This window comes from Archangium gephyra, from assembly GCF_042230915.1.
GTDB classification, from domain to species: Bacteria; Myxococcota; Myxococcia; order Myxococcales; family Myxococcaceae; genus Archangium; species Archangium gephyra_B.
Genome location: NZ_CP102578.1, coordinates 6,838,747 through 6,859,117, shown reverse-complemented (window position 1 = coordinate 6,859,117; position 20,371 = coordinate 6,838,747). Strand labels below are relative to the sequence as shown.

Sequence of the window (20,371 nt, the reverse complement as noted above, 5' to 3'; positions counted from 1 at the left end):
GGCGTCAAGGAAGGCCACGTTTTCATGAGCGACGCGCGAGTTCTTCACTTCTTCGGCGGCAAGGGCGGGGTGGGCAAGACCACGCTCGCGGCGGCGTACGCGCTGCGGCTCGCGGATGAAGCGCCCAAGGAGAAGGTGCTGCTCGTCTCGTTGGATCCGGTGCGTTCGCTGTCGGATCTGCTGGAGAAGAAGCTGTCGGCGAAGCCGGTGAAGCTGGAGGAGGACGAGTCCGCGGCCGCCAAGGAGGCCAAGCCGGAGCCGAAGGGCAAGGGCAAGGCGGCGAAGGGCAAGGCGGACGGGGGCCTGTGGGCGATGGAGGTGGAGCCCGCCGCGCTGGCCAAGGGGTTCCTGGCGAAGTACGTGCCGGCGCTGCAGAAGGCGGCGGTGAAGGGCCAGCACCTGACGGAGGAGGACCTGGGCAAGCTGTACGGCCAGGCCACGCCGGGGCTGGAGGAGCTGCTGGGCCTGCTGCACGTGGTGGAGCTGGCCGAGAGCGGCGAGTTCGACCGGGTGGTGGTGGACACGGCGCCCACCAGCCACACGCTGCGCCTGTTCGACATGCCGGTGGGGCTGCGCAAGTTCCTGGGCATGGTGAAGGCGGGGGCGGAGCGGGCCGCGGGCAAGGGCAAGAAGGCGGCGGCGCCCTCGGAGGAGCAGCTGTTCCTCGAGGAGTTCGCGGGCAAGGCGGAGAAGCTGCTGGCGCTGCTGAAGGATCCGGCGCGCTCGGCCTTCCACCTGGTGACGCTGGGTGAGCCGGTGCCCGAGGCGCAGACGCGCATGTACTTCACGCAGCTGCGCGAGCGTGGGATTCCGGTGGTGGAGGTGGTGGTCAACCAGGTGGAGGACAAGGAAGGCTGTACGGCCTGCCAGGGCCGCCGCGGGTTGCAGGCGCCGCACGTGCGCAAGTACCAGGCGCTGGACAAGAACGTGCCGGTGCACCTGGTGCTCAAGCGCGAGGTGGCGCCGCGGGGCCTGGAGCTGCTCAAGCCCTTCGCCAAGGAGTGGGCGAGCGGCAAGGAGACCAAGACGCTGGAGTTCGCCGCGTCCGAGGGTCCTCCGGCGCTGGTGCGCGCGCCGTCCATGCCGCCCATCGCGGCGCCGCCGCTGCCTCCCACGCGGCTGATCTTCTTCGTGGGGCAGGGCGGGGTGGGCAAGAGCTCGTGCGCGGCGGCCGCGGCGGTGACGCTGACTGAGAAGGAGGGGCCGGTGCTCCTCATCTCGACGGATCCGGCGCACTCGCTGTCGGACGTGCTGCAGAGCCGGCTGACGGACGTGGAGACGCAGGTCAAGGGCACCAAGGGCCTGTACGCGCGCGAGCTGGACATGGCGGGCTGGTTCAGCAACCTGCGCAAGCGCTGGAAGGAGAAGGCGGAGAAGGCCTTCGAGGGCGCGCCGAAGACGGGCAACGAGGTGCCGGCGGATCTGCTGCTGTTCCGCAACATGCTGGACGCGGCGCCTCCGGGCATCGACGAGCTGGCGGCCATGTCGTGCCTGACGGACGCGCTGGTGCAGGAGCGCTTCAAGCGGATCGTGGTGGACGGGGCGCCCATGGTGAGCTCCATGCGCGTGGTGGAGCTGGCGGACACGGCCAAGGCCTGGTTCACGGCGCTGCACGGGGTGCTGTCCAAGTACAAGTCCAAGGGCCTGGGCGAGCTGGCTGACGACATGGCGGCGTTCCTCAAGCACATCAAGCGCTTCGAGGACGCGCTGGCCTCGCCCACCGAGTCGCGCTTCGTGGTGGTGACGCGGGGTGAGGATCTGGCGGCGGCGCGCAGCGAGCGGCTGGTGGAGTACCTGAAGGAGCGCAAGCTGCAGGTGGAGCGCGTGCTGGTGAACCGGGTGGGTCCGAAGGCGGACTGCCCGAAGTGCGAGAACCGGCGGAAGAACGAGCTCAACGCGGCGAAGGTGATCGAGAAGAAGATCGGCCTGCCGGTGACGGTGGCGCCGGCGCTGGGACGTCACCCGGCGGGTCTGCGCGAGCTGAAGGCGTTCCGGACGGCTTGGTACGCCCTGAGCGCCACGGCGAAGACGAAGGCGGCCTGAGCGTTCTCTGACCCGCGCCCCCATCCCCTCTCCCCCCCGGGAGAGGGACGGGGTGAGGGTGCCGGAAACCCCAGGTTGCGCCTGTGTCGACCCCCTCGGGTCACCAGGCTCCCAATCTGGGCATCCGCGGAAGCACCCTGGGCAACTGGTACTTGAGCCGCTCCGCGAGCTCCTGGGCCGGATGGAACCGTTCCTCGCGAGGCATCACGGTGCCGCGCTCGAGGCGCATGGCGAGCGCGGGCCCCGCGAGCAGCAGACACAGCGCGGGGATGATGCACAGCCCCAGCGGGACGATCGACGCGAACACGAGCCCGAGGGCGCGCCGGAGGGGCGAGGCATTGAGCCCGGGCGACTGGGCCAGGGTGCCGAGGCAGCCCGCGAACAGGGCGCCGCCCAGCAGCCCCAGGAGCGCGGCCAGCACCCAACTGGCGCCGCCGAGCGCCGTGCCGAGCACGGGCTCGACGAGGCCCGGAGAGGACGCCGCGAGCAGGAAGGCGAACAGGAACGGAGTGCTCGCCACCACGGCCACCAATCCCCACTGACGCCCCGCGAGTCGCACCATCCCCCGGCACCTCCTTGAGGGGAGGGTGAGCAGGGGGCGCTCGGCCGCCAAGTCCCCCGGGGCGGCTGCGGACGGGATCCGTCCTAGGCTTCGCACTCGGACGGAGAGTCCAGAAACGTCCCCAACTCCTCGAATTCGAGCACTCCGCGCTCGGTCATCCGGCCGGGGATCGGCTTGCGGCCCGGGAAGGTCAGGGTGAGGGTGCGGCCCTTGAGGGTGTACGTCCCGGTCTGCTCCTCGGTGCGGGTGGGGTCCTCGATGATCCGCCGCCACAGCACGACGCGCTTGCCATCGGGGAAGGAGAGCCTGCGGGTGGAGCCGTAGACGCCCTCGCCGGGGGAGAACCAGGTGACGCGGCGGAGGATCTCCGGGACATCTCCCTGGCGCGAGGGGGAGCGGCCCAGCAGCTTCTGCCAGCCGACGGTGTCGCGAATGGGGTCCAGGTCCGCGTCCTGTTTGGCCCGGGCGAGCCGGCGGGGATCCAACCGGACGGCGGTGTTGAGCCGCTCGAGGATCGTCTGCCGATGGGCGGAGTAGGGGCAGATCTGCCCCTGTTTGCGCAGCACGCCCAGGGTGGCGGCCACGTTGTAGTGGGCGAGGGCGAACTTGGGGTCGGCCTGGGCGGAGGCCTCGAACTTCTCCAGCGCTTCAGGGTACTTGCCGGCCTGGTAGAGGCGGAACCCCTCGGTATTGAGGGCGCGGGCCGACTGGGCGGACGAGGGGGCGGCCAGGACGAGGGCGAACAGGAGAAGCAGGCGGTGCATGACACTCCGACGGACGGAAGGGAAGGGGGATTCTACGCACCGCGTAACGGGTTGCGCGTTGTAAAGGCCCACGGGCAGGTGATAGGGGTCCGGCGCCATGGCGAACGGCATCAACTATCCACTCGATTTCGAGCGCCCGCTCATCGAGCTGGAGAAGAAGATTGACGAGCTCAAGGCCCTCTCGGCGAGCGGCTCGGTGGATTTCACCTCGGAAATCTCCAAGCTGGAGAAGAAGGCCAAGAAGCTGCAGACGGAGATCTTCAGTGATCTCTCCCGCTGGCAGGTGGTGCAGTTGTCGCGCCACAGCTCGCGTCCGTACTTCCTCGACTACGTGCAGCACCTGTTCCCGGACTTCATGGAGCTGGCGGGGGATCGCCGCTTCGGGGAGGACCCGTCCATCGTGGGCGGCTTCGCGCGCTTCGATGGCCGGACGGTGATGCTGATCGGCCACCAGAAGGGGCGCAACACGAAGGAGAACATGGCGCGCAACTTCGGCATGCCGCGCCCCGAGGGCTACCGCAAGGCGCTGCGGCTGATGGAGATGGCCGAGCGCTTCGACAAGCCCATCCTCACCTTCGTGGACACGCCGGGGGCCTACCCGGGCATCGGCGCCGAGGAGCGCGGCCAGGCCGAGGCCATCGCGGTGAACCTGGAGGTGATGAGCCGGCTGAAGGTGCCCATCATCGCCACGGTCATCGGCGAGGGCGGCTCCGGCGGCGCGCTGGCCATCGGCGTGGGCAACCGCGTGCTGATGCTGCAGAACAGCGTCTACTCGGTCATCTCCCCCGAGGGCTGCGCCTCCATCCTCTTCCGTGACGCCACCAAGGCGGACAAGGCGGCGGACGCGCTGAAGCTGACGGCCACGGATCTCATGGAGATGAACGTCATCGACGAGATCGTCCCCGAGCCGGCCGGCGGTGCGCACCGCGACTACGCCAAGGCCGCGGAGAACCTGGCCAAGGTGCTCCGCAAGAACCTGGCCGCGTTGTCCGAGCTGTCGGGCGACGAGCTGATCCAGGACCGCTACCAGAAATTCCGCGCGCTCGGCGTGTTCTCCGGGCGTTAGCCGTACCCACGAGGAAGCCAGAAGCCCATGAGACCGCTCGTCCCGCCGTACATCGAGACGCTCAAGCCCTATGTCCCGGGCAAACCCATCGAGGAGACGGAGCGGGAGTACGGGCTCACGGGCGTCATCAAGCTGGCTTCCAACGAGAACCCGCTGGGACCCTCGCCCAAGGCGATCGAGGCCATGCGGGTGGCCTCGCAGAAGGTGCACCTGTACCCGGACGCCAGCAGCTACTCGCTGGTGCGCCGGCTGGCCGAGCACCTGGGCGTGAAGCCCGAAGAGGTGGTGCTGGGCTGCGGCTCGAACGAGATCATCGAGCTGCTCATCCGCACCTTCACCACGCCCGAGGACGAGGTGCTGCTGTGCAAGGGCTCGTTCCCGGCGTACCGGATCTCCGTGCAGGCGCATGGCCGGCCCTTCGCGGAAGTGCCCATGCGCGAGGGGTACCGGTATGACCTGGAGGCGATGGCGAAGGCGATCAACCCGCGCACGCGGATGATCTTCATCGCCAACCCGGACAACCCCACGGGGACGACGTTCGGCCGCCAGGAGTGGGAGGCCTTCCTGGCGAAGGTGCCGGAGCAGGTGCTGGTGGTCCACGACGAGGCCTACTTCGAGTTCGTGGACTGGCCGGACTACTTCAGCGCGGTGGAGTACTTCCGCAAGCACCCGAACGTGGTGGCGCTGCGCACGTTCAGCAAGATCTACGGGCTGGCGGGGCTGCGGCTGGGCTACGGGGTGATGGACGCGCGGCTGGTGGCGTACCTGCAGCGCACGCGGATGCCCTTCAACCTGACGATTCCCGCGCAGATGGGCGGGCTGGCGGCGCTGGAGGACACGGAGCACGTGCGGCGCACGCGCGAGCTCAACAGCGACGGCCTGCGCTACTACCAGACGGAGCTGCCCAAGCTGGGGGCGAAGCTGGCGGAGAGCCACGCGAACTTCGTGCTGGCGGACTTCGGGCGGCCGGCGATGGAGCTGTACGAGAAGCTGCTGCGCAAGGGGGTGATCGTGCGGCCCATGGCGGGCAACGGCTACCCCACGTCGCTGCGCATCTCGGTGGGGACGCGCGAGGAGAACGTGCGCTGCGTGACGGCGCTGCGAGAGGTGCTCGCCTCATGAGCGCTCGCCCCTTCATCGTGGCGATCGACGGCCCGGCGGGCGCGGGCAAGTCGACGGTGTCGAAGGTGCTGGCGCGGCGGCTGGGCTTCGCGCTGGTGGACACGGGGGCCATCTACCGCAGCGTGGCGCTGAAGGCGCGGCGCGAGGGGCTCGCGTTCGACGACGACGAGAAGCTGGGCGAGCTGCTGAGCCGGGTGCACATCTCCTTCCAGGTGGTGGGCGAGGACAACCACGTGTTCCTGGATGGCGAGGACGTGTCGGGGGAGATCCGGACGCCGGAGAACTCGATGGCGGCCTCGCAGGTGTCGAGCCGTCCGGTGGTGCGCGCGGGGCTGCTGTCGCTGCAGCGGCGGCTGGCGCTGGGGGCTCCGAAGGGCGCCATCCTGGAGGGCCGCGACATCGGGACGGTGGTGTTCCCGGACGCGGACGCGAAGTTCTTCCTGGAGGCGGATCCGGACACCCGGGCGCGGCGCCGCTTCGAGGAGCTCTTCCAGAAGGGCGTGGAGCGCTCGCTGGAGGAGGTGCTGGCGGATCAGATCAAGCGGGACCAGGACGATGCGTCGCGAGCGGTGGCGCCGTTGAAGCCGGCGGAGGACGCGATGCGGCTCGACTCGACGAGCATGCCGCTGTCCGACGTGGTGCGGATCCTGGAGCAGACGATCCTGGACCGGATGTCCAAGCGCTGAGCAATTTCCCCTCTCCCCTCGGGAGAGGGACGGGGTGAGGGTATCGGAACCACTCGGGTTTCAACCCCTCGCCCCAACTCAAGTGCCCCTACTTCCGGCGCGAGAACCAGCCCATCAACTCTTCGAGCGCACGACGGTCCACGTCGTCGAAGGTGGCCTTGTGCTCGGAGTCGATGTCGAGCACGGCGATCAGCTCGCGGTTGGGCCCGAAGACGGGGACGACGATCTCCGAGGCGGAGCGGCCGTCACAGGTGATGTGGCCGGGGAAGGCGTGCACATCGGCGACGACGAGGGTCTCGCCCTTGGAGGCGGAGGTGCCGCAGACGCCCTTGCCGAAGCGGATCTCCAGGCAGCCGAGGGTTCCCTGGTAGGGGCCGACGCGCAGCAGCTTGCCGGGCTCCACCACGCGGTAGAAGCCGGTCCACAGGTGGCCGAAGGCGTGGTGGAGGAGGCAGCTCATGGTGGCCATGGCGGCCACGTCGTCGTTGATGCCCTCCAGGACAGCCTCGATGTGCTTCTTGAGCTCGGCGTAGGCCTCGGCCTTGGGCATGCCGCGCAGATCCAGGGTCTCTTCAGCCATGGTGTAATCCTCGAAACGGGAGCCGGCGGGGTGTCGCACCGGCGCGGGGCGCATGTTTAACCTGATCCGGATCCCGCCGCGATAGAACCCCACGCCCCCCCGGGTTGAACCCCAGGGCCCCGGGCTACTCGAAGATGGGGACGGAGTCGTCCTTGTCCTTGGTGTCCCGGCTCTGCTTCGCGGGGCGCGAGGGACGGGCGGGCTCCGCTACCGGCTCGGTCTTCACGGGCTCCAACGTCACGCTCACGGTCTCCGCGTCCGACAGCACGCCATTGAAGTCCAGCTTGCGCTTCTGGTCCTGGTGCCCCGCGAGCTGGAAGGTCAACTCCTGCATCTCGTCCCGGGGCAGTCGGCGCTCCAGCGGAGTGCTGCCAATCTGCCGATCGCCCACGAAGACGGTGGCGCCCTCGGGCGTGGAGCGGATGCGCACCAGGATCATGCTGTCCGCGGCGGGCGCCGCGGGCTTCGGTGCCTGCTTCACCTCGGCGACGGGAGGAGGCGGCTCGACCGGGGCGGCGGGGCGCACCACCACGAAGGCCGCCCCCGCGGCGATGAGCAGCAGCGGTACCGCCACGAGCGCGATCTTCTTGCCCGTGGACCCGCGCTGCGTGTCCTCGGTGAGCGAGTGGGTGTGGTGGGCAGCCGGAGCGGGAGCGGCGGCCTCGGGGCGCGGCGTGCGCTGACGGGCGGCGGAGGCGGACCCACTGGCCGCCCGGGCGGGAGGCGGGCTGGAAGGCTGGGAGCCGCGGGAGGCGGGCTGCGCGGCGCGGGCCGCGGAGGGCTGCGAACCGCCACGAGCCGCCGGAGCACCGGGCCGGGAGCGCGACTCACTCGGAGACGAGCGGCCCGGCTTCGACACGCTGCGCTGGCCCGGCTTGCTGCTGCTGCCCGCCCTGCTGCTCTTGCTGGCGTTGCCCGCCTCGGGGGCCGAGCCGGTGGGCATCGCATCGAGCACCTCGGGCGGCGCGTCAGCCACCGCATCCAGCATGGCGTCGATGAACTCCTGGGCGTTCTGGAAGCGGTCCTCCTTCTCGCGGGCGAGGGCCTTCTGGAAGAACTCCTCCACGGCCTTCGGAACGGGGGCGCCCTGGCGCTTGGCGGCCACGGTGGGCGCCGGCTGCGTCAGGGCGGCGGTGAGCGCCTTGCGCACCGTGTTGGCCCCGTAGGGCGAGGTGCCCGTGAGGCAGTAGTAGAAGACGCCGCCCATCGAGTAGAGGTCGGAGCGGTGATCCACGTGCTCGCCGCCGGCCTGCTCCGGAGGCATGTACTGGGGCGTGCCGAGCACCTGGCCGGTGGAGGTGAGCTGATGCTCGTCCTCGGCCTCGAGCGCCTTCACCAGGCCAAAGTCCAGCACCTTGACGAAGTCCCGCTTGTCGAGCTGCTGCACCATGATGTTGTGCGGCTTGATGTCGCGGTGGACGGCGCCCTGCTCGTGGGCATGGGCGAGGCCGCGGCAGGCCTGCTCGATGACGTCCACGGCGCGGCGCAGGGACATGGGGCCGTCGCGCTTGACGAGCTCGCGCAGGCTCTCGCCCTCCAGCAGCTCCATGACGTAGTAGCAGGTGCCGTCCTGGGCGCGGCCGAAGTCGTAGATGGTGATGACGTTGGGGTGGCGCAGGCGGCTGGCGATCTCCGCCTCGCGCCGGAAGCGCTCGAAGAACTGGGGCGCGGCCGCCAGCGAGGGGTTGAGCGTCTTGACGGCCACCGGGCGCTGCACGGACGTCTGGGTGGCGCTGAAGACCATGCCCATGCCGCCCTGGCCGAGCACGTCTTCAATCTTGTAGCGGCCATCGAGCACCTGGCCGATGAGGGCCATCTGGGAGGCGCTGCACAGGTGGTCGGAGCCGTCGGTGCTACCGCAGTGCGGGCAGGGAGAAGCCATCAGGGGGGCGAGTATAGACAGACCCGGGCATCGCCGGGCAGGGGTCCTGACGGGGGGCCGCCCCGGGGGGGAGGGAGCGGGCGGGCATCTCCGCCGTTCCCGGAAGGCCGCTGGACTGTTACACCCCCAGCCCCGCCATGAGTCTCGTCATCGCCCAGGACATCTGCCTCTCCTACGGGAAGAAGGTTCTCTTCGACAACGAAAGCTTCGCCCTCAGCCCCAAGGACCGCATCGGCCTGGTCGGGGCCAACGGGACGGGGAAGAGCTCGCTGATGAAGATCCTCGCCGGGGTTCAGAACCCGGACTCGGGGACGCTCACCTACCGGCGCAAGGCGCGGATCGGCTACCTGCCCCAGGAGCTGGCGGGCCTGCCCGAGGGCTCGGTGGTGGACGCGGTGATGAGCACGGTGCCCGGCCGTGACGCCCTGGAGGCGCGCCTGAGGGAGACCGAGGAGGCGCTCGGCAAGGCGGCCAACGAGGAGGAGCAGCTCGAGCTGGCCCAGACGCTGGCGGACCTGCACACGGAGCTGGACCACTTCGAGGAGCACTACGGCCGGCACCACGCCGAGCGCATCCTCAAGGGCCTGGGCTTCCGCGAGGCGGACCTGGCCAAGCCCACGGGGGCACTGAGCGGCGGCTGGCGCATGCGCGCGGCGCTGGCGGGCCTGCTGCTCCAGGACCCGGACCTGCTGCTGATGGACGAGCCCACCAACCACCTGGACGTGCCGACGCTGGCGTGGTTCGACGGCTTCCTCAAGCGCTCGAACAAGGCGGTGGTGCTCATCTCGCACGACCGCGACTTCCTCAACCGGCAGGTGGACCGCATCCTCTCGCTGGAGATGGAGGGGCTGCGCTCGTACGTGGGCAACTACGACACGTACAAGCGGCAGCGCGCCGAGGAGATGGAGCAGCTCAAGGCGCAGTCCGAGCGTGTCGAGGCGCGCAAGGCGGAGCTGCAGGCGTTCATCGATCGCTTCGGCGCGAAGGCCACCAAGGCCCGGCAGGCGCAGAGCCGCGCGAAGATGCTGGAGAAGATGGAGGACGTGCAGGTGCTCGAGGAGCGGGCCACCATGCGCTTCCGCTTCCCGGAGGTGGAGCGCTCGGGGCGTGACGTGGTGACGCTGGAGGGTATCCAGAAGCGCTACGGCGAGGCGGTGGTGTACTCGGGGCTGGACGCGCGGGTGGAGCGCGGGCAGCGCATCGCCGTGGTGGGCGCCAACGGCGCGGGCAAGACGACGCTCCTGAAGATCATCGCGGGCGAGCTGGTGCCGGATGGCGGCACGGTGAAGCTCGGACACAACGTGGTGATGGGGTATTACGCGCAGCATCACGGCGACAAGCTGAACAAGCAGAACAGCATCATCGAAGAGGTGCGGCCGCTGGCGGCGGACAAGCCGGAGAGCTTCGTGCGCGGGGTGCTCGGCGCGTTCATGTTCTCGGGTGACGACGTGGACAAGCCGGTGGGCGTGCTGAGCGGTGGTGAGCGGGCGCGCGTGGCGCTGGCAAAGCTGCTGCTGGTGCCCTCCAACCTGCTGCTGATGGACGAGCCGACGAACCACCTGGACCTGGACTCGACGGAGATGCTGATCGAGGCGCTGAAGGGGTACGGGGGGACGCTGGTATTCGTGTCGCACAACCGGAGCTTCGTGAACGGGCTGTCGACGCACGTCTGGGACGTGGTGGGTGGGAAGGTGGTGCCGCACCCGGGCAACCTGGACGACTACCTCTACCACCAGGAGCAGCAGCGGCTGGCGGCCGAGGCCGCGGGGTTGGGCGAGAAGGTAGGGGAGAAGGGCCCGGCGGCGGGGCTGACGGAGAAGGACCGCAAGCGGATGGAGGCCGAGGCGCGGCAGAAGCGCAGCGCGGTGGAGGGCCCCATCAAGAAGGAGATCGCGAAGCTGGAGGAGGCGATCTCCAAGCTGGAGGCGGCGCAGAAGGAGCGCGAGACGCAGCTGGCGGATCCGGTGCTCTACAACGACTTCGCGAAGGCCAAGCCGCTGATGGACACGCACCGCGAGGGCAAGGAGCAGCTGGAGCAGCTCTACGCGCAGTGGGAAACGGCCCAGGAGAAGCTGGCCGAGGCCTCCGCCTCCCTTTGAGTCAGACTCCCTCTCCCTCTGGGAGAGGGTTGGGGTGAGGGTCTACGGGTGATGACCGCCGCCCCGGTGACCGCCACCCCGATGGCCACCGCCCCGGCCGCCGTGATGGCCGCCCCGGTGGTGGTCACGGTAGGGGCTCGCGTCGTGGTAGCGGGGACGGTAAGGGCGGCCCCAGCCCCAGGGCCGGTTCCATTCGTGGCCGCGCATCACCGGGTAGCGCTGCCAGGTGTGAAAGAAGTAGTTGGGGTGCCCCCACCTCACGGCGATCCTCGCGTGGCGGTACTCCGGAACGACGATCCGCACCGAGCCACGGGGCGCCCAGCCCCCGTCGATGAAGATCCACGAGTGGCCGCGCCGGTGCCATCTCGGCGCGACGAAGACCAGATCCGGCTGGGGAGGCGCGACCCAGGTGCCCTCCACCCAGACGTACTGGGTACCGGACCAGTACCAGTAACCGGGTGCCCAGGTGAGGTCCGGGGCGGGCGCGGGCGGTGGAGTCTCCGCCTGGAGCTGGGGCGGCGGTTGGGACGTCGCGACCTCCTCGCTGCTCACGTCGATGGGGAGCTCCACGTCCGTCGAGCCGGGCCTCGCCCAGCCACCGGAGATCCACCGCCAGACGTCTCCATCCTGTTGCCAGTAGCCGTTGACGAACTGATAGCCCGGCATCCGAGCGACCCAGGCTCCGGGCTTGAATCGCCACTCGCCACCGTCCCAGTACCAATGCCCGGAGGTCCACACCGCGTCGGGGAAGGGCCGCGGCGTGGGCCGCTCCAAGGGGAGCGCCGGAGGCGGTGAGGGCGCCAGGGGCTCCAGGTCCATCTCCGATTCCTCGGCGAACCCGGACTCTGGCGCGGCGACCGGAGCGGTCTGCGCATGGACGGCCGGAGCCGCCAGACCAAGAACCAGACACATCAACCATCGAGGCGTCATGACATCGTCTCCACGGACTGCCGCGTCATGGGTGGGACGTTCACCGCCTCGATCTATTCACGCCCTCCGCGGGTTGTTGCTCCCCTGGCTGCTTGCTCGCCGGTGCGCTAAGCGGAGTGCCCATGAGACCGACCACCGCGATCCTCAGCCTCTTCCTGCTCGCCACCACCTCCTGCACCCATGGCTCGAACCGCCAGGAGACCCCGGCGAGCCCCGCGTCCACGGACCTCGCCGAGCGCAGCCGCGCGCTCGCCAGGCGCGTCATCATCGCGGATGGCCACGTCGACGTGCCCTACCGCCTTCACGAGAAGCTGGGGCCGGATGGCCAGCCCACCGAGGACGTCTCGCAGCGCACCGCCGAGGGCGACTTCGACTACCCGCGCGCCATGGAGGGCGGGTTCGACGTGGCCTTCATGTCCATCTACGTGCCCGCCGAGCTTCAGACGAAGCCCGGGGCCTCGAAGGCCCTCGCGGACTCGCTGATCGACATGATGGAGAAGCTCGCCCGCACGTCGCCCGACAAGTTCGCCATGGCCCACTCGGTCGAGCAGGCCCGGCGCAACACCCAGGAGGGCAAGGTGTCCTTCGCGATGGGCATCGAGAACGGCTCCGCCATCGAGGACTCGCTGGAGAACGTGGCGCACTTCCACCAGCGCGGCGTGCGCTACATCACCCTCACGCACTCCAGTGACAACCAGCTCAGCGATGCCTCCTTCAACAGGGGCAAGCGCACCTGGAACGGCCTCAGCCCCTTCGGCAAGCAGGTGGTGGCCGAGATGAACCGCGTAGGCATCATGGTGGACGTCTCGCACCTCTCGGATGACGCCATCCGCCAGGCGGTGGAGTTGAGCCAGGTGCCCGTCATCGCCTCGCACTCCTCGTGCCGCCACTTCACGCCCGGCTTCGAGCGCAACATCAGCGACGAGCTCATCCGCGCCCTGGCGGCGAAGGGTGGGGTGGTGATGATCAACTTCGGCTCCGTCTTCCTCACCCAGGCCGCCAACGACTACGAGCGACAGGTCGGCGAGGCGGTGGAGACCTTTGGCAAGGCGCGCGGCCTGACTCGGGGCAGCCCGGAGATCCGGACGTTCCTGGAGACCTACCGGCGTGAGCATCCCGCCCCGCTCGCCCGGGTGGAGGACGTGGCCGATCACATCGATCACGTGGTGAAGCTGGTGGGCATCGACCACGTGGGCCTCGGCTCGGACTTCGATGGCGTGGGCCCGACGCTCCCCATCGGGCTCAAGGACGTGTCCCAGTACCCCAACCTCTTCCGCGTCCTGCTCGAGCGAGGCTACAGCGAGGCGGACATCGAGAAGATCGCCTCGGGCAACGTCTTCCGCGTGTGGCAGCGGGTCGAGTCCCACGCCGCCAGCCACTGAGCACCGGAGCGCCGGGAGCTTAGAAGCTCCCGCTGCTCCCGCCTCCGGACGAGCCGCCGCCTCCGAAGCCGCCGCCGCCGCCGCCTCCTCCTCCAGAGAAGCCTCCACCGCCACCAAAGAAGCCTCCACCTCCCCAATAGGTGGTGGTCGGGGGCCGGGGCCTCCGTGGTCCACGGGAGTTCTTGTCCATCTTGAAGAGCGCCACGATCCCGGCGATGACGGCGGCGACGACGACGAACCCGAAGAAGGGAGACCCACCGGAGCCTCGTGAGGAGGTCTCCCCGCTGAGCTGATTCAGCACCGTGGAGCCGCCTCCCAGGGACATGCCTTTGGCCGGAGTGCCGCGGGGGGGATGCTGGGCCAGCAACGTGGTCAACCCGCGCGCGCCCTCGAGCACCCCGCTATCGGGATCCCCCTGCTTGAAGAGGGGGAGGATGCTCGCCATCACCGCATCGCTGCGCCCGACATCCTCGGCCGAGTCCACGCCATCCCCGAGGACGATCTCCACCTTGCGATCGTCCATCGCGACGAACAGGAGCGCTCCATCGTCCCGGTCCGCGTTCCCGATGCCCCAGAGGTTGAAGAGCTCGGTGGCGAAGGCGCGAGGCTGCCGTCCCTCCGTCGAGTCCACCATGACGATGGCGAGCTGCCCCTGGCCGGACGCGTTGACCTGCGTGCCGATCCGGTTCAGCTCCGCGAGGGTCTCGGCCCGTAGCCTGCCGGTGGTATCCACCGACCAGGTTCCCGGCTCGGGCATCGGAATGGATTTCACCGTCGCGCCCATCGCGGGAAGACCGACGAGCAACACCAACACACACCAGGCGAGCGCTCTCTTTCTGTCCTGCATGGCTTCTCCTCCTGCTCTATCTTTGGAGAAGGTGCGCAGGGGAGCCGCTGTTTCCAACGCGGCTGGATGAGAGCGGCTTTCGTGCGCTCGTCTCATCGCCCGGCCAGCGCGGACTACGCGGCCGGGCGGGCCTTGCGGCGCGCCAGGAGCGAGGGCGCGAGGAGCAGCACCGCGCTCAGCACCAGGGCGGTGGGGCCCAGCCAGTCACCCCAGGCCACCATCAGCGTGGGTACGCGGGGAGTCAGGGGGACCGTGACGGCGAGACTCGCGCGGTGAGAGTCTGGCACCTCGGCGAGCACCTCGCCCGTGGGGCTGATGAGGGCGGAGATGCCCGAGTTGGTGACGCGCACCTGCGGCAGCCGCGTCTCGATGCTGCGAAACGCCGCGTGCATCAGGTGCTGCTTCGGCGCTGGCGTCCCCGAGAACCACGAGTCATTGGACAGGGTGATGATGAGCTCGGCACCCCGGCGCGCCTCCTCGGCGACGTAGCTGGGGAAGATGGACTCGTAGCAGATGAGGGGCGCGACGGTGATGGCCCGGCCTCCGCCGAGCTGCAGCGCCAGCGTCTGCGGACCGGGCCCCCGCTTCCAGTAGCCCGTCCAGGGCATCTGCTCGCGCAGCCACTGTGAGTCGATCAGCTCGGGGACCCACTCCGTCAGCGGGAAGAGCATCGTCTTGCGGTAGGCCGAGCGCTCCAATGCTCCATTGCGCCCCGGGCCCAGGAACATGGCGGCGTTGTACTCGCGCTCCTGCTCCAGGTCGTACGTGCCGAAAAGCAGGGGCACCTCGGCGCGCGAGACGAACTCACGGATCTCCGCGTCGAACTCGGCGCCCGCGTCGCTCTTGGGCGTGCCGAAGGTCGTCGGATACACCGTCTCGGGCCAGACGAGCAGATCCAGCTTCCGGTTCTGGAGCAGCTCGGCCGAGAGCCGGTAGTGCGTGTCGAGGATCATCCGCACCACGTCGTACGTGCCCATCTCCGCCGCGAGCTTCTCGTACTTGGTGATGTTGGCCTGGACGACGCCGACCGTCAGCTCTTGCTTGGGCGCCTCGAGCGCGGTCACCTGCCGATAGCGGAACTGGCCGTACCCGAAGCAGGCCAGCACGAGCGCCGCCCCCACGGCCGCCGGAGCCAGCGCGCGTCGCGAGCCCTCGCGCACTCCGCGGGCCAGGAGGGCCCTGCCGGCCTCGAACACGCACACGTTGACGATGACGAGCACGAGCGTGAGCCCGTGCGTCCCGGCGAGGTCCGCGCCCTGGCGCAGGGACTCGGAAGCGATGAAGCCCTGCCCGAGCGTCACGGCGAAGAGCTTGGGGCTCACCCACTCGGTGCCCACGTACACGAGCGCGCCGGTGAGGGTGACGTACCAGAAGCCCCGAGGGTTCTCCTGGGCGGTGCGCCGCAGGTGGTAGCGGGTCAGCGCGAAGGTGATGAACTGCAGCTCCATGAAGGGCGACAGCACGAGGAAGGCGAGCCAACACACCGCCAGGGGCGCCCCGGAGTAGCTCTGCAGGGCCCCGGGGAACCACCCGAAGAGCGCCGCGTTGAAGGCACAGCCCATCGCCACGCCCGCGAGCACCGTCTCACGCCGGGAGGTGGCCCGGTCCAGCACCCAGAGCCAGGGCACGAGCGACACCCAGCCGGCCGAGACCCAGAGGGGCTCCTGGCTGCCGAACAACCACAGCAGACCCGCGGTGCCCGCGGCGCCGAGCAGCAGCAGCGCCAGGCGCCTCGCGCGTACGGCCATCGCGCTCATGGAATGGGCTCCACTCCTTCTGGCCCTTCGGGAAGCTCCAGGATCTCGATGGGCATGCCCTGGGGCGCCAGCTCGGGCGGGACGACCCGGTTGGAGGGCAGCTCGACCGGCGTCCCCTTGGAGTCCACCGGCTTGTAGTCCGGATGGAACATGAGGATCGGCTTGATGCCCTCACCGTTGTCGGTGGACTGGTAGTGGCGCACGTAGCCGGGAGGCAACTCGAAGCCCTCGGGGACGATGATGCCCTGCTTGAGGGGGCTGGTGCCCGGGCGGTACAGGTTGATTCCCTCCGCGGGTCCGGAGGGCGCCGCCTCCTGCGGCACGGGCTCCTCCTGGGGCGCGGGCTCGGAGGGTTGGGCCGCCGGGGTGTTCTGGGGCCGGGGGGCCGCCTTCGGGGCGGGGCGGGGCGGAGTGGGGGAGGGCGCGGGTGGACCCTGCGCGAGCCTCACGGGCTCGAGCTCGGGAGTGGCGGGCACGGGAGCCGGCGATGACACGAGCCAGGCACTCAAGAGCAGACACACGACGGTGAAGCCGAGCCCCAGCCCGACGATCCACGTGCCGCTACCGGTGCGCTTCCGCTGGATGCGCGTCACGCCATCGCTGTCGACGTGCCGCTCGTACTCGGGATGCTGCGAAGCCATTCTCGCCCCTGTTCTCCGGGACCCGTATGCTACGGGCCCCCTGCCGCCCGGGCAATCCGTTCCCCCCATGAGCCCCATGCATGCCGATGCACCCGTAGAGCCCTCCGCCAACGGCCAGGCCGAGGCCTCGCGCTTCCAGGTCCACGCCTACCCGCTCGCCCTGCGCATCACCGGTTCCGCGCTCCAGGTGCTGATGACGGCCGACCTCCTGTGCGCTTCGGTGCTCGTCGTCACCGGCACCTTCACGGGGGCGATGAACCCCAAGCCGCCGGCACTGGCGGGCTGGCTCGCCCTGCTCGCGCTGGGGCTGTTCGGCCTGACCCGGCTCATCCGGTGGCTCACCGCCGCCACCTTCTCCGTCGAGCCGTCACGGTTCGTGCTGCAGCGCCGCGGCGATCGGTTCGAGATCCCCGCCACCTCGGTGGAGTCCGCCCGGGTCTGGCGGCTGCCCATGCCGGGAGCGGGCGTGTCGTTGCGGATGAAGTCGGGGCGGGGCTTCCAGTACGGGCTGCGGGTGGCGGATCCACTGCCGGTGTTGGAGGCGATGGGGAAGGAGGCGCATCACCCGCTCACGGCGTTCGCGCACGCCCGGGCCACGGTCATCCGCCGGCGCTGGTCCCACGTGGCGCTCAAGTTCGTCCTGTTCCCGCTGGTGCCCACCGTCATCATGTTCCAGCTCAACCAGCGCATCACCTACGGTGGGCCGTTCGCGCAGTACCGCATGTACGGGCTGGGGCCGTACCTGCAGAGCTTCTTCACCTATTGGATCTACTTCACCGCGCTGCTGGTGCTGTTCGCCAGCCTCTGGCGCGTCCTGTCCGAGCTGGTGGCCTTCGCGGCGGCGTGGATCTCCCCGGGGCGAGCGAGGGGCGTGCGGCGGTTCGTGGAGGTCGCCAGCGCGGTGCTCTACTACGGGGGCTTCTGCTCGCTCGTGGCGTGGAGGTTCCTCCAGTAAGGCGTCAGCCGCTGGCGGAGCCGGGGAGCTGGCGTCCAAGTCGGATGGTCGACGTTGGGCGGGGGGCTGCGTTCTTGGGAAGGAAGGCAGTGCTTGGATGGTGGTGGCAGCATGAATGGACATGCTGCGGGCTATAGCCGTTGTGCTTCCTGCCTGGCCTACTGCACATCCAATGGTTTCTGGCCCGAAGCGATCTACACGTGGAATGGAGTAAGGCTGCCATGCCCAGGCCTTTGAACAAGGACGAAGAGGAGCGGCTGGGGCGCCTGGCGCAAGAGTGGGATCGCCTCTACCTCTCACTTCGAACTGCACCCGTCGCCAAGAAGATTCAGGCGTTCAGGCAGCTCGAAAAGCGCTTTCTGAAGGAGATGCGAACCGCGGCCGGGAAACGACAGGTGCAGAGGCGTCTCACCGGAGCCTTTCTCATGGAGACCTGTGCTGGTCCTTGGAGAAGGTTCTCGCCGTATCTGCGGCGGATGGAACGGCTCGGCTATTCCTCGATGGACGACCGCCTATTGGTGTGTGGCTGGGCAGCACAGGCCGCCAGAGGGTCTCCAGCGGGGCTGCGCAGGACAGCCGCGCTCATCGCTGACTTCGAGCGGCGGGCTCGCATCAAGCCGCCGCATCCGGCGGCGCGGGAGCAGGTCGAGTTCTCGCTCGCCCGAGCTAAGAGCCTCATCGGTCTTGACACCGAAGTCGCTGAATAGGGACCCGAACGCCGCAAGAAGCCCAAGACGCGCGCGCGCCATTCAGTCGAGTAGACGGCGTGCCCCGGTCCTCGGCGTCTCTGCCTCAGCCCGTGCGGCGTTTCTTGTCGCGCTTCGGCTTGCGCTCGGACTTGGGAGGAGGCGGAGTGCCCTCGGCGGGCCTCGTGGTGGGGAAGGGCGTTCCATCCATGAGGACCGGCTCCGGAGCCTGGACCGGATCGGACGCAGGGGCGGGCAGGCGGATGATGAACGTCGCGCCCTCGCCCGGCTTGCTCTGCACCGACAGCGTCCCGCCGTGGTTCTTCACGATGCGCTGGCTGATGGCCAGTCCCAGTCCCGTTCCCTTCTGCTTCGTCGTGTAGAAGGGCACGAAGACGTGCTGCTGCTGCTCCTGCGGAATCCCCGGGCCCGTGTCCGTCACGTGCAGCTCCACGAACGAGTCCCCCGCCGAGCGGAAGTCCGTGAAGCGATCCGGCCGCACCGTCTTCACGGTGATGGCGCCTCCGGTGTCCACCATCGCCTGCATCGCGTTCTGCACCAGGTTGATCAGCACCTGCTTGAGCTGCTCCGCGTCCGCCTCCACCCGCGGCAGGGCCTCCTCCTGCTCCACCTTGAGCTCGATGCCCTGGGGCATCTCGTTCTGGATGAGCCGCACCGTCCGCGTCACCACCTCGTTCAGGTCCGTGGGCCCGAAGGTCTGCTTCAGCGGGCGCGAATAATCGAGGAACGCCGACACCACCCCATTGAGGCGGTTCACCTCCTCGACGATGACCTCCAGGAACTCGCCCTCTTCCCCCGGCAGCCGCTTCGGATCCAGGCACTGTGCCGCGCCCTTGATGGCGCCCAGCGGGTTGCGGATCTCATGCGCCAGGCCCGCCGCCATCTCGCCCAGGGCCGCCAGGCGGTCCCGCTCGCGGATCTTCTCGTACAGCTTCGAGTTCTCCAGCGCCGTCGCCAGCCGCTCGGCCACCTCCAGGATGAGCGCGATCTCGTCCGAGGCGTATGCCTCCGGCACCCGCTCGTCCCACATGTTGAGGAAGCCGATGACGCGATCATTGCCCAGCAGCGGCACGGTGATGCCGCCCTTCATCTGCAACAGCGCCGCGCGTGTGTCGTTGAGCCGCTTGAGCTCGTCCCGGAAGCGCTTGCCCTCCACGGCCTGCTGCCGCAGCACCGCGATCCTCCGCTCCACGTTCTCCAGCAGCACCGCCTTCTGTCCCGAGGCCACCGCGAACAGCACGCCCCGCGCCGCGCCCGTGTCCAGGAAGCTCACCGGCGCCGGTCCCCGCGCGTCCAGCAGCCGGTAGCCCGGCCTGTCCTCGGCCAGCAGGTAGAGCGAGGCATGGGTGATGCGCCCCGACTCGTGCAGCGCGTCCAGCACCATGCGCGCCAGCTCGGAGATCTCGATGACGCCGGCCATCCTCGCCCGCGCGTTGCCCAGCACCCGCAGCAGCTCGAAGCGCTCGCGGAAGAAGATGGACACCACCTGCTCCTCCACCTTCACCCGCAGCGGCTCCAGCAGGATGAGCACCACGAAGGCCGCCACCACCGTGTTGAAGACGAAGAGCGAGGTGTTGTTCTGGTCCACCCAGACCGTCAGCACCGTGAAGACCGCGGCCAGGATGGTGGCCAGCACCGTCTGCGAGGCGATCTTCCCCAGCAGCTCGTGCAGGTCCATCAGCCGCAGCCGCAGCAGCGTCTGGGCCAGGAAGAACAGGTAGAGCGTGGTGAAGACCGGCCCCAGGGTGGGGAAGGGCAGCCCGTAGCGCTCGAGCATGTCCAGCGCCGTGAAGAGGATGGCCGCCCCGGCGCCGATGGCCAGGTACGTCAGGCGCAACCGTTCGATGCGCGACTCGGTGGTGCTGACTCGTCGGAGCAGCAACGAAACCGAGCCCAGCAGCGCACCGAGCACCCAGGCGCCCATGGCCAGCTTCGCCCAGCCATTGAGGGCCAGCGGGGACACCGCGACGGCCAGGCCGAACACGGCGGAGAGCACAGCGAGCCGCCTGCCGAGCAGATGTGTTCCCTTGCTGACCCCCAGGAATTCGAGGAAGAAGGCGACTGCCGCGCCAGGAACGAGCGAAGCCAGTAGAATGGTGGCACCCACCGCCACCCGCGACACCCACGGGTACTCCGCGCCCGCGAAGAGGCTGTGGAAGAAGCTGGAGAGGTAGTACCCGCCCACTGTCAACGCGAAGACGGAGTAGAGCGTGAGCACCCGTGGACGTCCCGCCCGCAACAACATGGAAACGCCCAGCGCCAGCCCGATGATGGATGCGAGGAGTGCGCTCTGTGTCCGGATGTCCATGCGTGGTGGCCAGTCTAACCTCCGTTCGTTCGCGGAAATT

17 protein-coding genes are annotated in these 20,371 nt (G+C 69.2%); 8 read left to right on the top strand and 9 right to left on the bottom strand.

What is annotated here, in order from left to right:
• Positions 1–24: 24 nt before the first annotated feature.
• A complete protein-coding gene (locus tag NR798_RS26785) occupies positions 25–2,043 on the top strand; it encodes an ArsA family ATPase (RefSeq protein ID WP_375765340.1) in 2,019 nt (672 codons plus the stop codon).
• Positions 2,044–2,143: 100 nt separating this feature from the next.
• On the opposite strand, the gene NR798_RS26780 is transcribed toward NR798_RS26785, so the two are convergent.
• Both NR798_RS26780 and NR798_RS26775 read right to left on the bottom strand, forming a co-directional pair.
• Positions 2,144–2,605 carry a hypothetical protein gene (locus NR798_RS26780; protein ID WP_375765339.1) on the bottom strand — a complete coding sequence of 154 codons (462 nt, stop codon included), beginning with the start codon at positions 2,603–2,605 and terminating at the stop codon, positions 2,144–2,146.
• A gap of 83 nt (positions 2,606–2,688) precedes the next feature.
• Positions 2,689–3,369, bottom strand: a complete 681-nt coding sequence (locus tag NR798_RS26775) for a hypothetical protein (protein ID WP_375765338.1) — start codon at positions 3,367–3,369, stop codon at positions 2,689–2,691.
• A gap of 97 nt (positions 3,370–3,466) precedes the next feature.
• Here NR798_RS26775 and NR798_RS26770 point away from each other — a divergent pair, with 97 nt between their 5' ends.
• Genes NR798_RS26770 through cmk form a run of 3 tightly spaced genes read left to right on the top strand, consistent with a single transcriptional unit; the run spans position 3,467 to position 6,243 of the window.
• Positions 3,467–4,435 (top strand): acetyl-CoA carboxylase carboxyltransferase subunit alpha, encoded by a 969-nt coding sequence (locus tag NR798_RS26770; RefSeq protein ID WP_375765337.1) that lies wholly within the window; start codon positions 3,467–3,469, stop codon positions 4,433–4,435.
• Positions 4,436–4,462: 27 nt separating this feature from the next.
• Positions 4,463–5,557: a histidinol-phosphate transaminase gene (gene hisC, locus NR798_RS26765; protein ID WP_375765336.1), complete on the top strand. Its 1,095-nt coding sequence runs from the start codon at positions 4,463–4,465 to the stop codon at positions 5,555–5,557.
• Positions 5,554–6,243, top strand: coding sequence for a (d)CMP kinase (cmk, locus tag NR798_RS26760; RefSeq protein ID WP_375765335.1), 690 nt, complete (start codon positions 5,554–5,556; stop codon positions 6,241–6,243). The genes hisC and cmk overlap by 4 nt, the downstream gene beginning before the upstream one ends.
• Before the next feature lie 88 nt (positions 6,244–6,331).
• On the opposite strand, the gene NR798_RS26755 is transcribed toward cmk, so the two are convergent.
• Together NR798_RS26755 and NR798_RS26750 are read right to left on the bottom strand one after the other, a co-directional pair.
• Positions 6,332–6,823: a GAF domain-containing protein gene (locus NR798_RS26755; RefSeq protein WP_375765334.1), complete on the bottom strand. Its 492-nt coding sequence runs from the start codon at positions 6,821–6,823 to the stop codon at positions 6,332–6,334.
• A 124-nt stretch (positions 6,824–6,947) separates the two neighbouring features.
• Positions 6,948–8,705 (bottom strand): protein kinase, encoded by a 1,758-nt coding sequence (locus NR798_RS26750; RefSeq protein ID WP_375765333.1) that lies wholly within the window; start codon positions 8,703–8,705, stop codon positions 6,948–6,950.
• Between the two features lie 137 nt (positions 8,706–8,842).
• Here NR798_RS26750 and NR798_RS26745 point away from each other — a divergent pair, with 137 nt between their 5' ends.
• Positions 8,843–10,804 (top strand): ABC-F family ATP-binding cassette domain-containing protein, encoded by a 1,962-nt coding sequence (locus NR798_RS26745; RefSeq protein WP_375765332.1) that lies wholly within the window; start codon positions 8,843–8,845, stop codon positions 10,802–10,804.
• A 42-nt stretch (positions 10,805–10,846) separates the two neighbouring features.
• Here NR798_RS26745 and NR798_RS26740 read toward each other — a convergent pair whose 3' ends face one another.
• Positions 10,847–11,734 (bottom strand): hypothetical protein, encoded by an 888-nt coding sequence (locus tag NR798_RS26740; RefSeq protein ID WP_375765331.1) that lies wholly within the window; start codon positions 11,732–11,734, stop codon positions 10,847–10,849.
• 122 nt (positions 11,735–11,856) lie between these two features.
• Between NR798_RS26740 and NR798_RS26735 the strand changes: the two genes are divergently transcribed.
• Complete coding sequence (locus NR798_RS26735; protein ID WP_375765330.1) at positions 11,857–13,116, top strand: dipeptidase; 1,260 nt, start codon at positions 11,857–11,859, stop codon at positions 13,114–13,116.
• A gap of 19 nt (positions 13,117–13,135) precedes the next feature.
• Here NR798_RS26735 and NR798_RS26730 read toward each other — a convergent pair whose 3' ends face one another.
• The 3 genes from NR798_RS26730 to NR798_RS26720 form a co-directional block, all read right to left on the bottom strand.
• Positions 13,136–13,963 (bottom strand): TPM domain-containing protein, encoded by an 828-nt coding sequence (locus NR798_RS26730; protein ID WP_375765329.1) that lies wholly within the window; start codon positions 13,961–13,963, stop codon positions 13,136–13,138.
• Positions 13,964–14,076: 113 nt separating this feature from the next.
• The gene (gene lnt / locus NR798_RS26725) at positions 14,077–15,720 is read right to left on the bottom strand and encodes an apolipoprotein N-acyltransferase (RefSeq protein ID WP_375765328.1); all 1,644 of its coding nucleotides are present in this window, start codon (positions 15,718–15,720) and stop codon (positions 14,077–14,079) included.
• Positions 15,717–16,361 (bottom strand): hypothetical protein, encoded by a 645-nt coding sequence (locus tag NR798_RS26720; RefSeq protein ID WP_375765327.1) that lies wholly within the window; start codon positions 16,359–16,361, stop codon positions 15,717–15,719. Before NR798_RS26720 ends, lnt begins: the two co-directional genes overlap by 4 nt.
• A 67-nt stretch (positions 16,362–16,428) precedes the next feature.
• On the opposite strand from NR798_RS26720, the gene NR798_RS26715 reads away from it, so the two are divergent.
• Together NR798_RS26715 and NR798_RS26710 are read left to right on the top strand one after the other, a co-directional pair.
• Positions 16,429–17,316 carry a hypothetical protein gene (locus tag NR798_RS26715; RefSeq protein ID WP_375765326.1) on the top strand — a complete coding sequence of 296 codons (888 nt, stop codon included), beginning with the start codon at positions 16,429–16,431 and terminating at the stop codon, positions 17,314–17,316.
• Positions 17,317–17,537: 221 nt separating this feature from the next.
• Complete coding sequence (locus NR798_RS26710) at positions 17,538–18,023, top strand: hypothetical protein (RefSeq protein WP_375765325.1); 486 nt, start codon at positions 17,538–17,540, stop codon at positions 18,021–18,023.
• Between the two features lie 85 nt (positions 18,024–18,108).
• Here the strand turns inward: NR798_RS26710 and NR798_RS26705 are convergent, their stop codons facing one another.
• Positions 18,109–20,331, bottom strand: coding sequence for an ATP-binding protein (locus NR798_RS26705; RefSeq protein WP_375765324.1), 2,223 nt, complete (start codon positions 20,329–20,331; stop codon positions 18,109–18,111).
• Between the last annotated feature and the right edge of the window lie 40 nt (positions 20,332–20,371).

What these genes read in the sequence shown, in the direction of transcription:
- NR798_RS26785 (WP_375765340.1), top strand. Translation starts at nt 25, where the DNA reads ATGAGCGACGCGCGAGTTCTTCACTTCTTCGGCGGCAAGGGCGGGGTG.
- NR798_RS26780 (WP_375765339.1), bottom strand. Translation starts at nt 2,605, where the DNA reads ATGGTGCGACTCGCGGGGCGTCAGTGGGGATTGGTGGCCGTGGTGGCG.
- NR798_RS26775 (WP_375765338.1), bottom strand. Translation starts at nt 3,369, where the DNA reads ATGCACCGCCTGCTTCTCCTGTTCGCCCTCGTCCTGGCCGCCCCCTCG.
- NR798_RS26770 (WP_375765337.1), top strand. Translation starts at nt 3,467, where the DNA reads ATGGCGAACGGCATCAACTATCCACTCGATTTCGAGCGCCCGCTCATC.
- hisC (WP_375765336.1), top strand. Translation starts at nt 4,463, where the DNA reads ATGAGACCGCTCGTCCCGCCGTACATCGAGACGCTCAAGCCCTATGTC.
- cmk (WP_375765335.1), top strand. Translation starts at nt 5,554, where the DNA reads ATGAGCGCTCGCCCCTTCATCGTGGCGATCGACGGCCCGGCGGGCGCG.
- NR798_RS26755 (WP_375765334.1), bottom strand. Translation starts at nt 6,823, where the DNA reads ATGGCTGAAGAGACCCTGGATCTGCGCGGCATGCCCAAGGCCGAGGCC.
- NR798_RS26750 (WP_375765333.1), bottom strand. Translation starts at nt 8,705, where the DNA reads ATGGCTTCTCCCTGCCCGCACTGCGGTAGCACCGACGGCTCCGACCAC.
- NR798_RS26745 (WP_375765332.1), top strand. Translation starts at nt 8,843, where the DNA reads ATGAGTCTCGTCATCGCCCAGGACATCTGCCTCTCCTACGGGAAGAAG.
- NR798_RS26740 (WP_375765331.1), bottom strand. Translation starts at nt 11,734, where the DNA reads ATGACGCCTCGATGGTTGATGTGTCTGGTTCTTGGTCTGGCGGCTCCG.
- NR798_RS26735 (WP_375765330.1), top strand. Translation starts at nt 11,857, where the DNA reads ATGAGACCGACCACCGCGATCCTCAGCCTCTTCCTGCTCGCCACCACC.
- NR798_RS26730 (WP_375765329.1), bottom strand. Translation starts at nt 13,963, where the DNA reads ATGCAGGACAGAAAGAGAGCGCTCGCCTGGTGTGTGTTGGTGTTGCTC.
- lnt (WP_375765328.1), bottom strand. Translation starts at nt 15,720, where the DNA reads ATGAGCGCGATGGCCGTACGCGCGAGGCGCCTGGCGCTGCTGCTGCTC.
- NR798_RS26720 (WP_375765327.1), bottom strand. Translation starts at nt 16,361, where the DNA reads ATGGCTTCGCAGCATCCCGAGTACGAGCGGCACGTCGACAGCGATGGC.
- NR798_RS26715 (WP_375765326.1), top strand. Translation starts at nt 16,429, where the DNA reads ATGAGCCCCATGCATGCCGATGCACCCGTAGAGCCCTCCGCCAACGGC.
- NR798_RS26710 (WP_375765325.1), top strand. Translation starts at nt 17,538, where the DNA reads ATGCCCAGGCCTTTGAACAAGGACGAAGAGGAGCGGCTGGGGCGCCTG.
- NR798_RS26705 (WP_375765324.1), bottom strand. Translation starts at nt 20,331, where the DNA reads ATGGACATCCGGACACAGAGCGCACTCCTCGCATCCATCATCGGGCTG.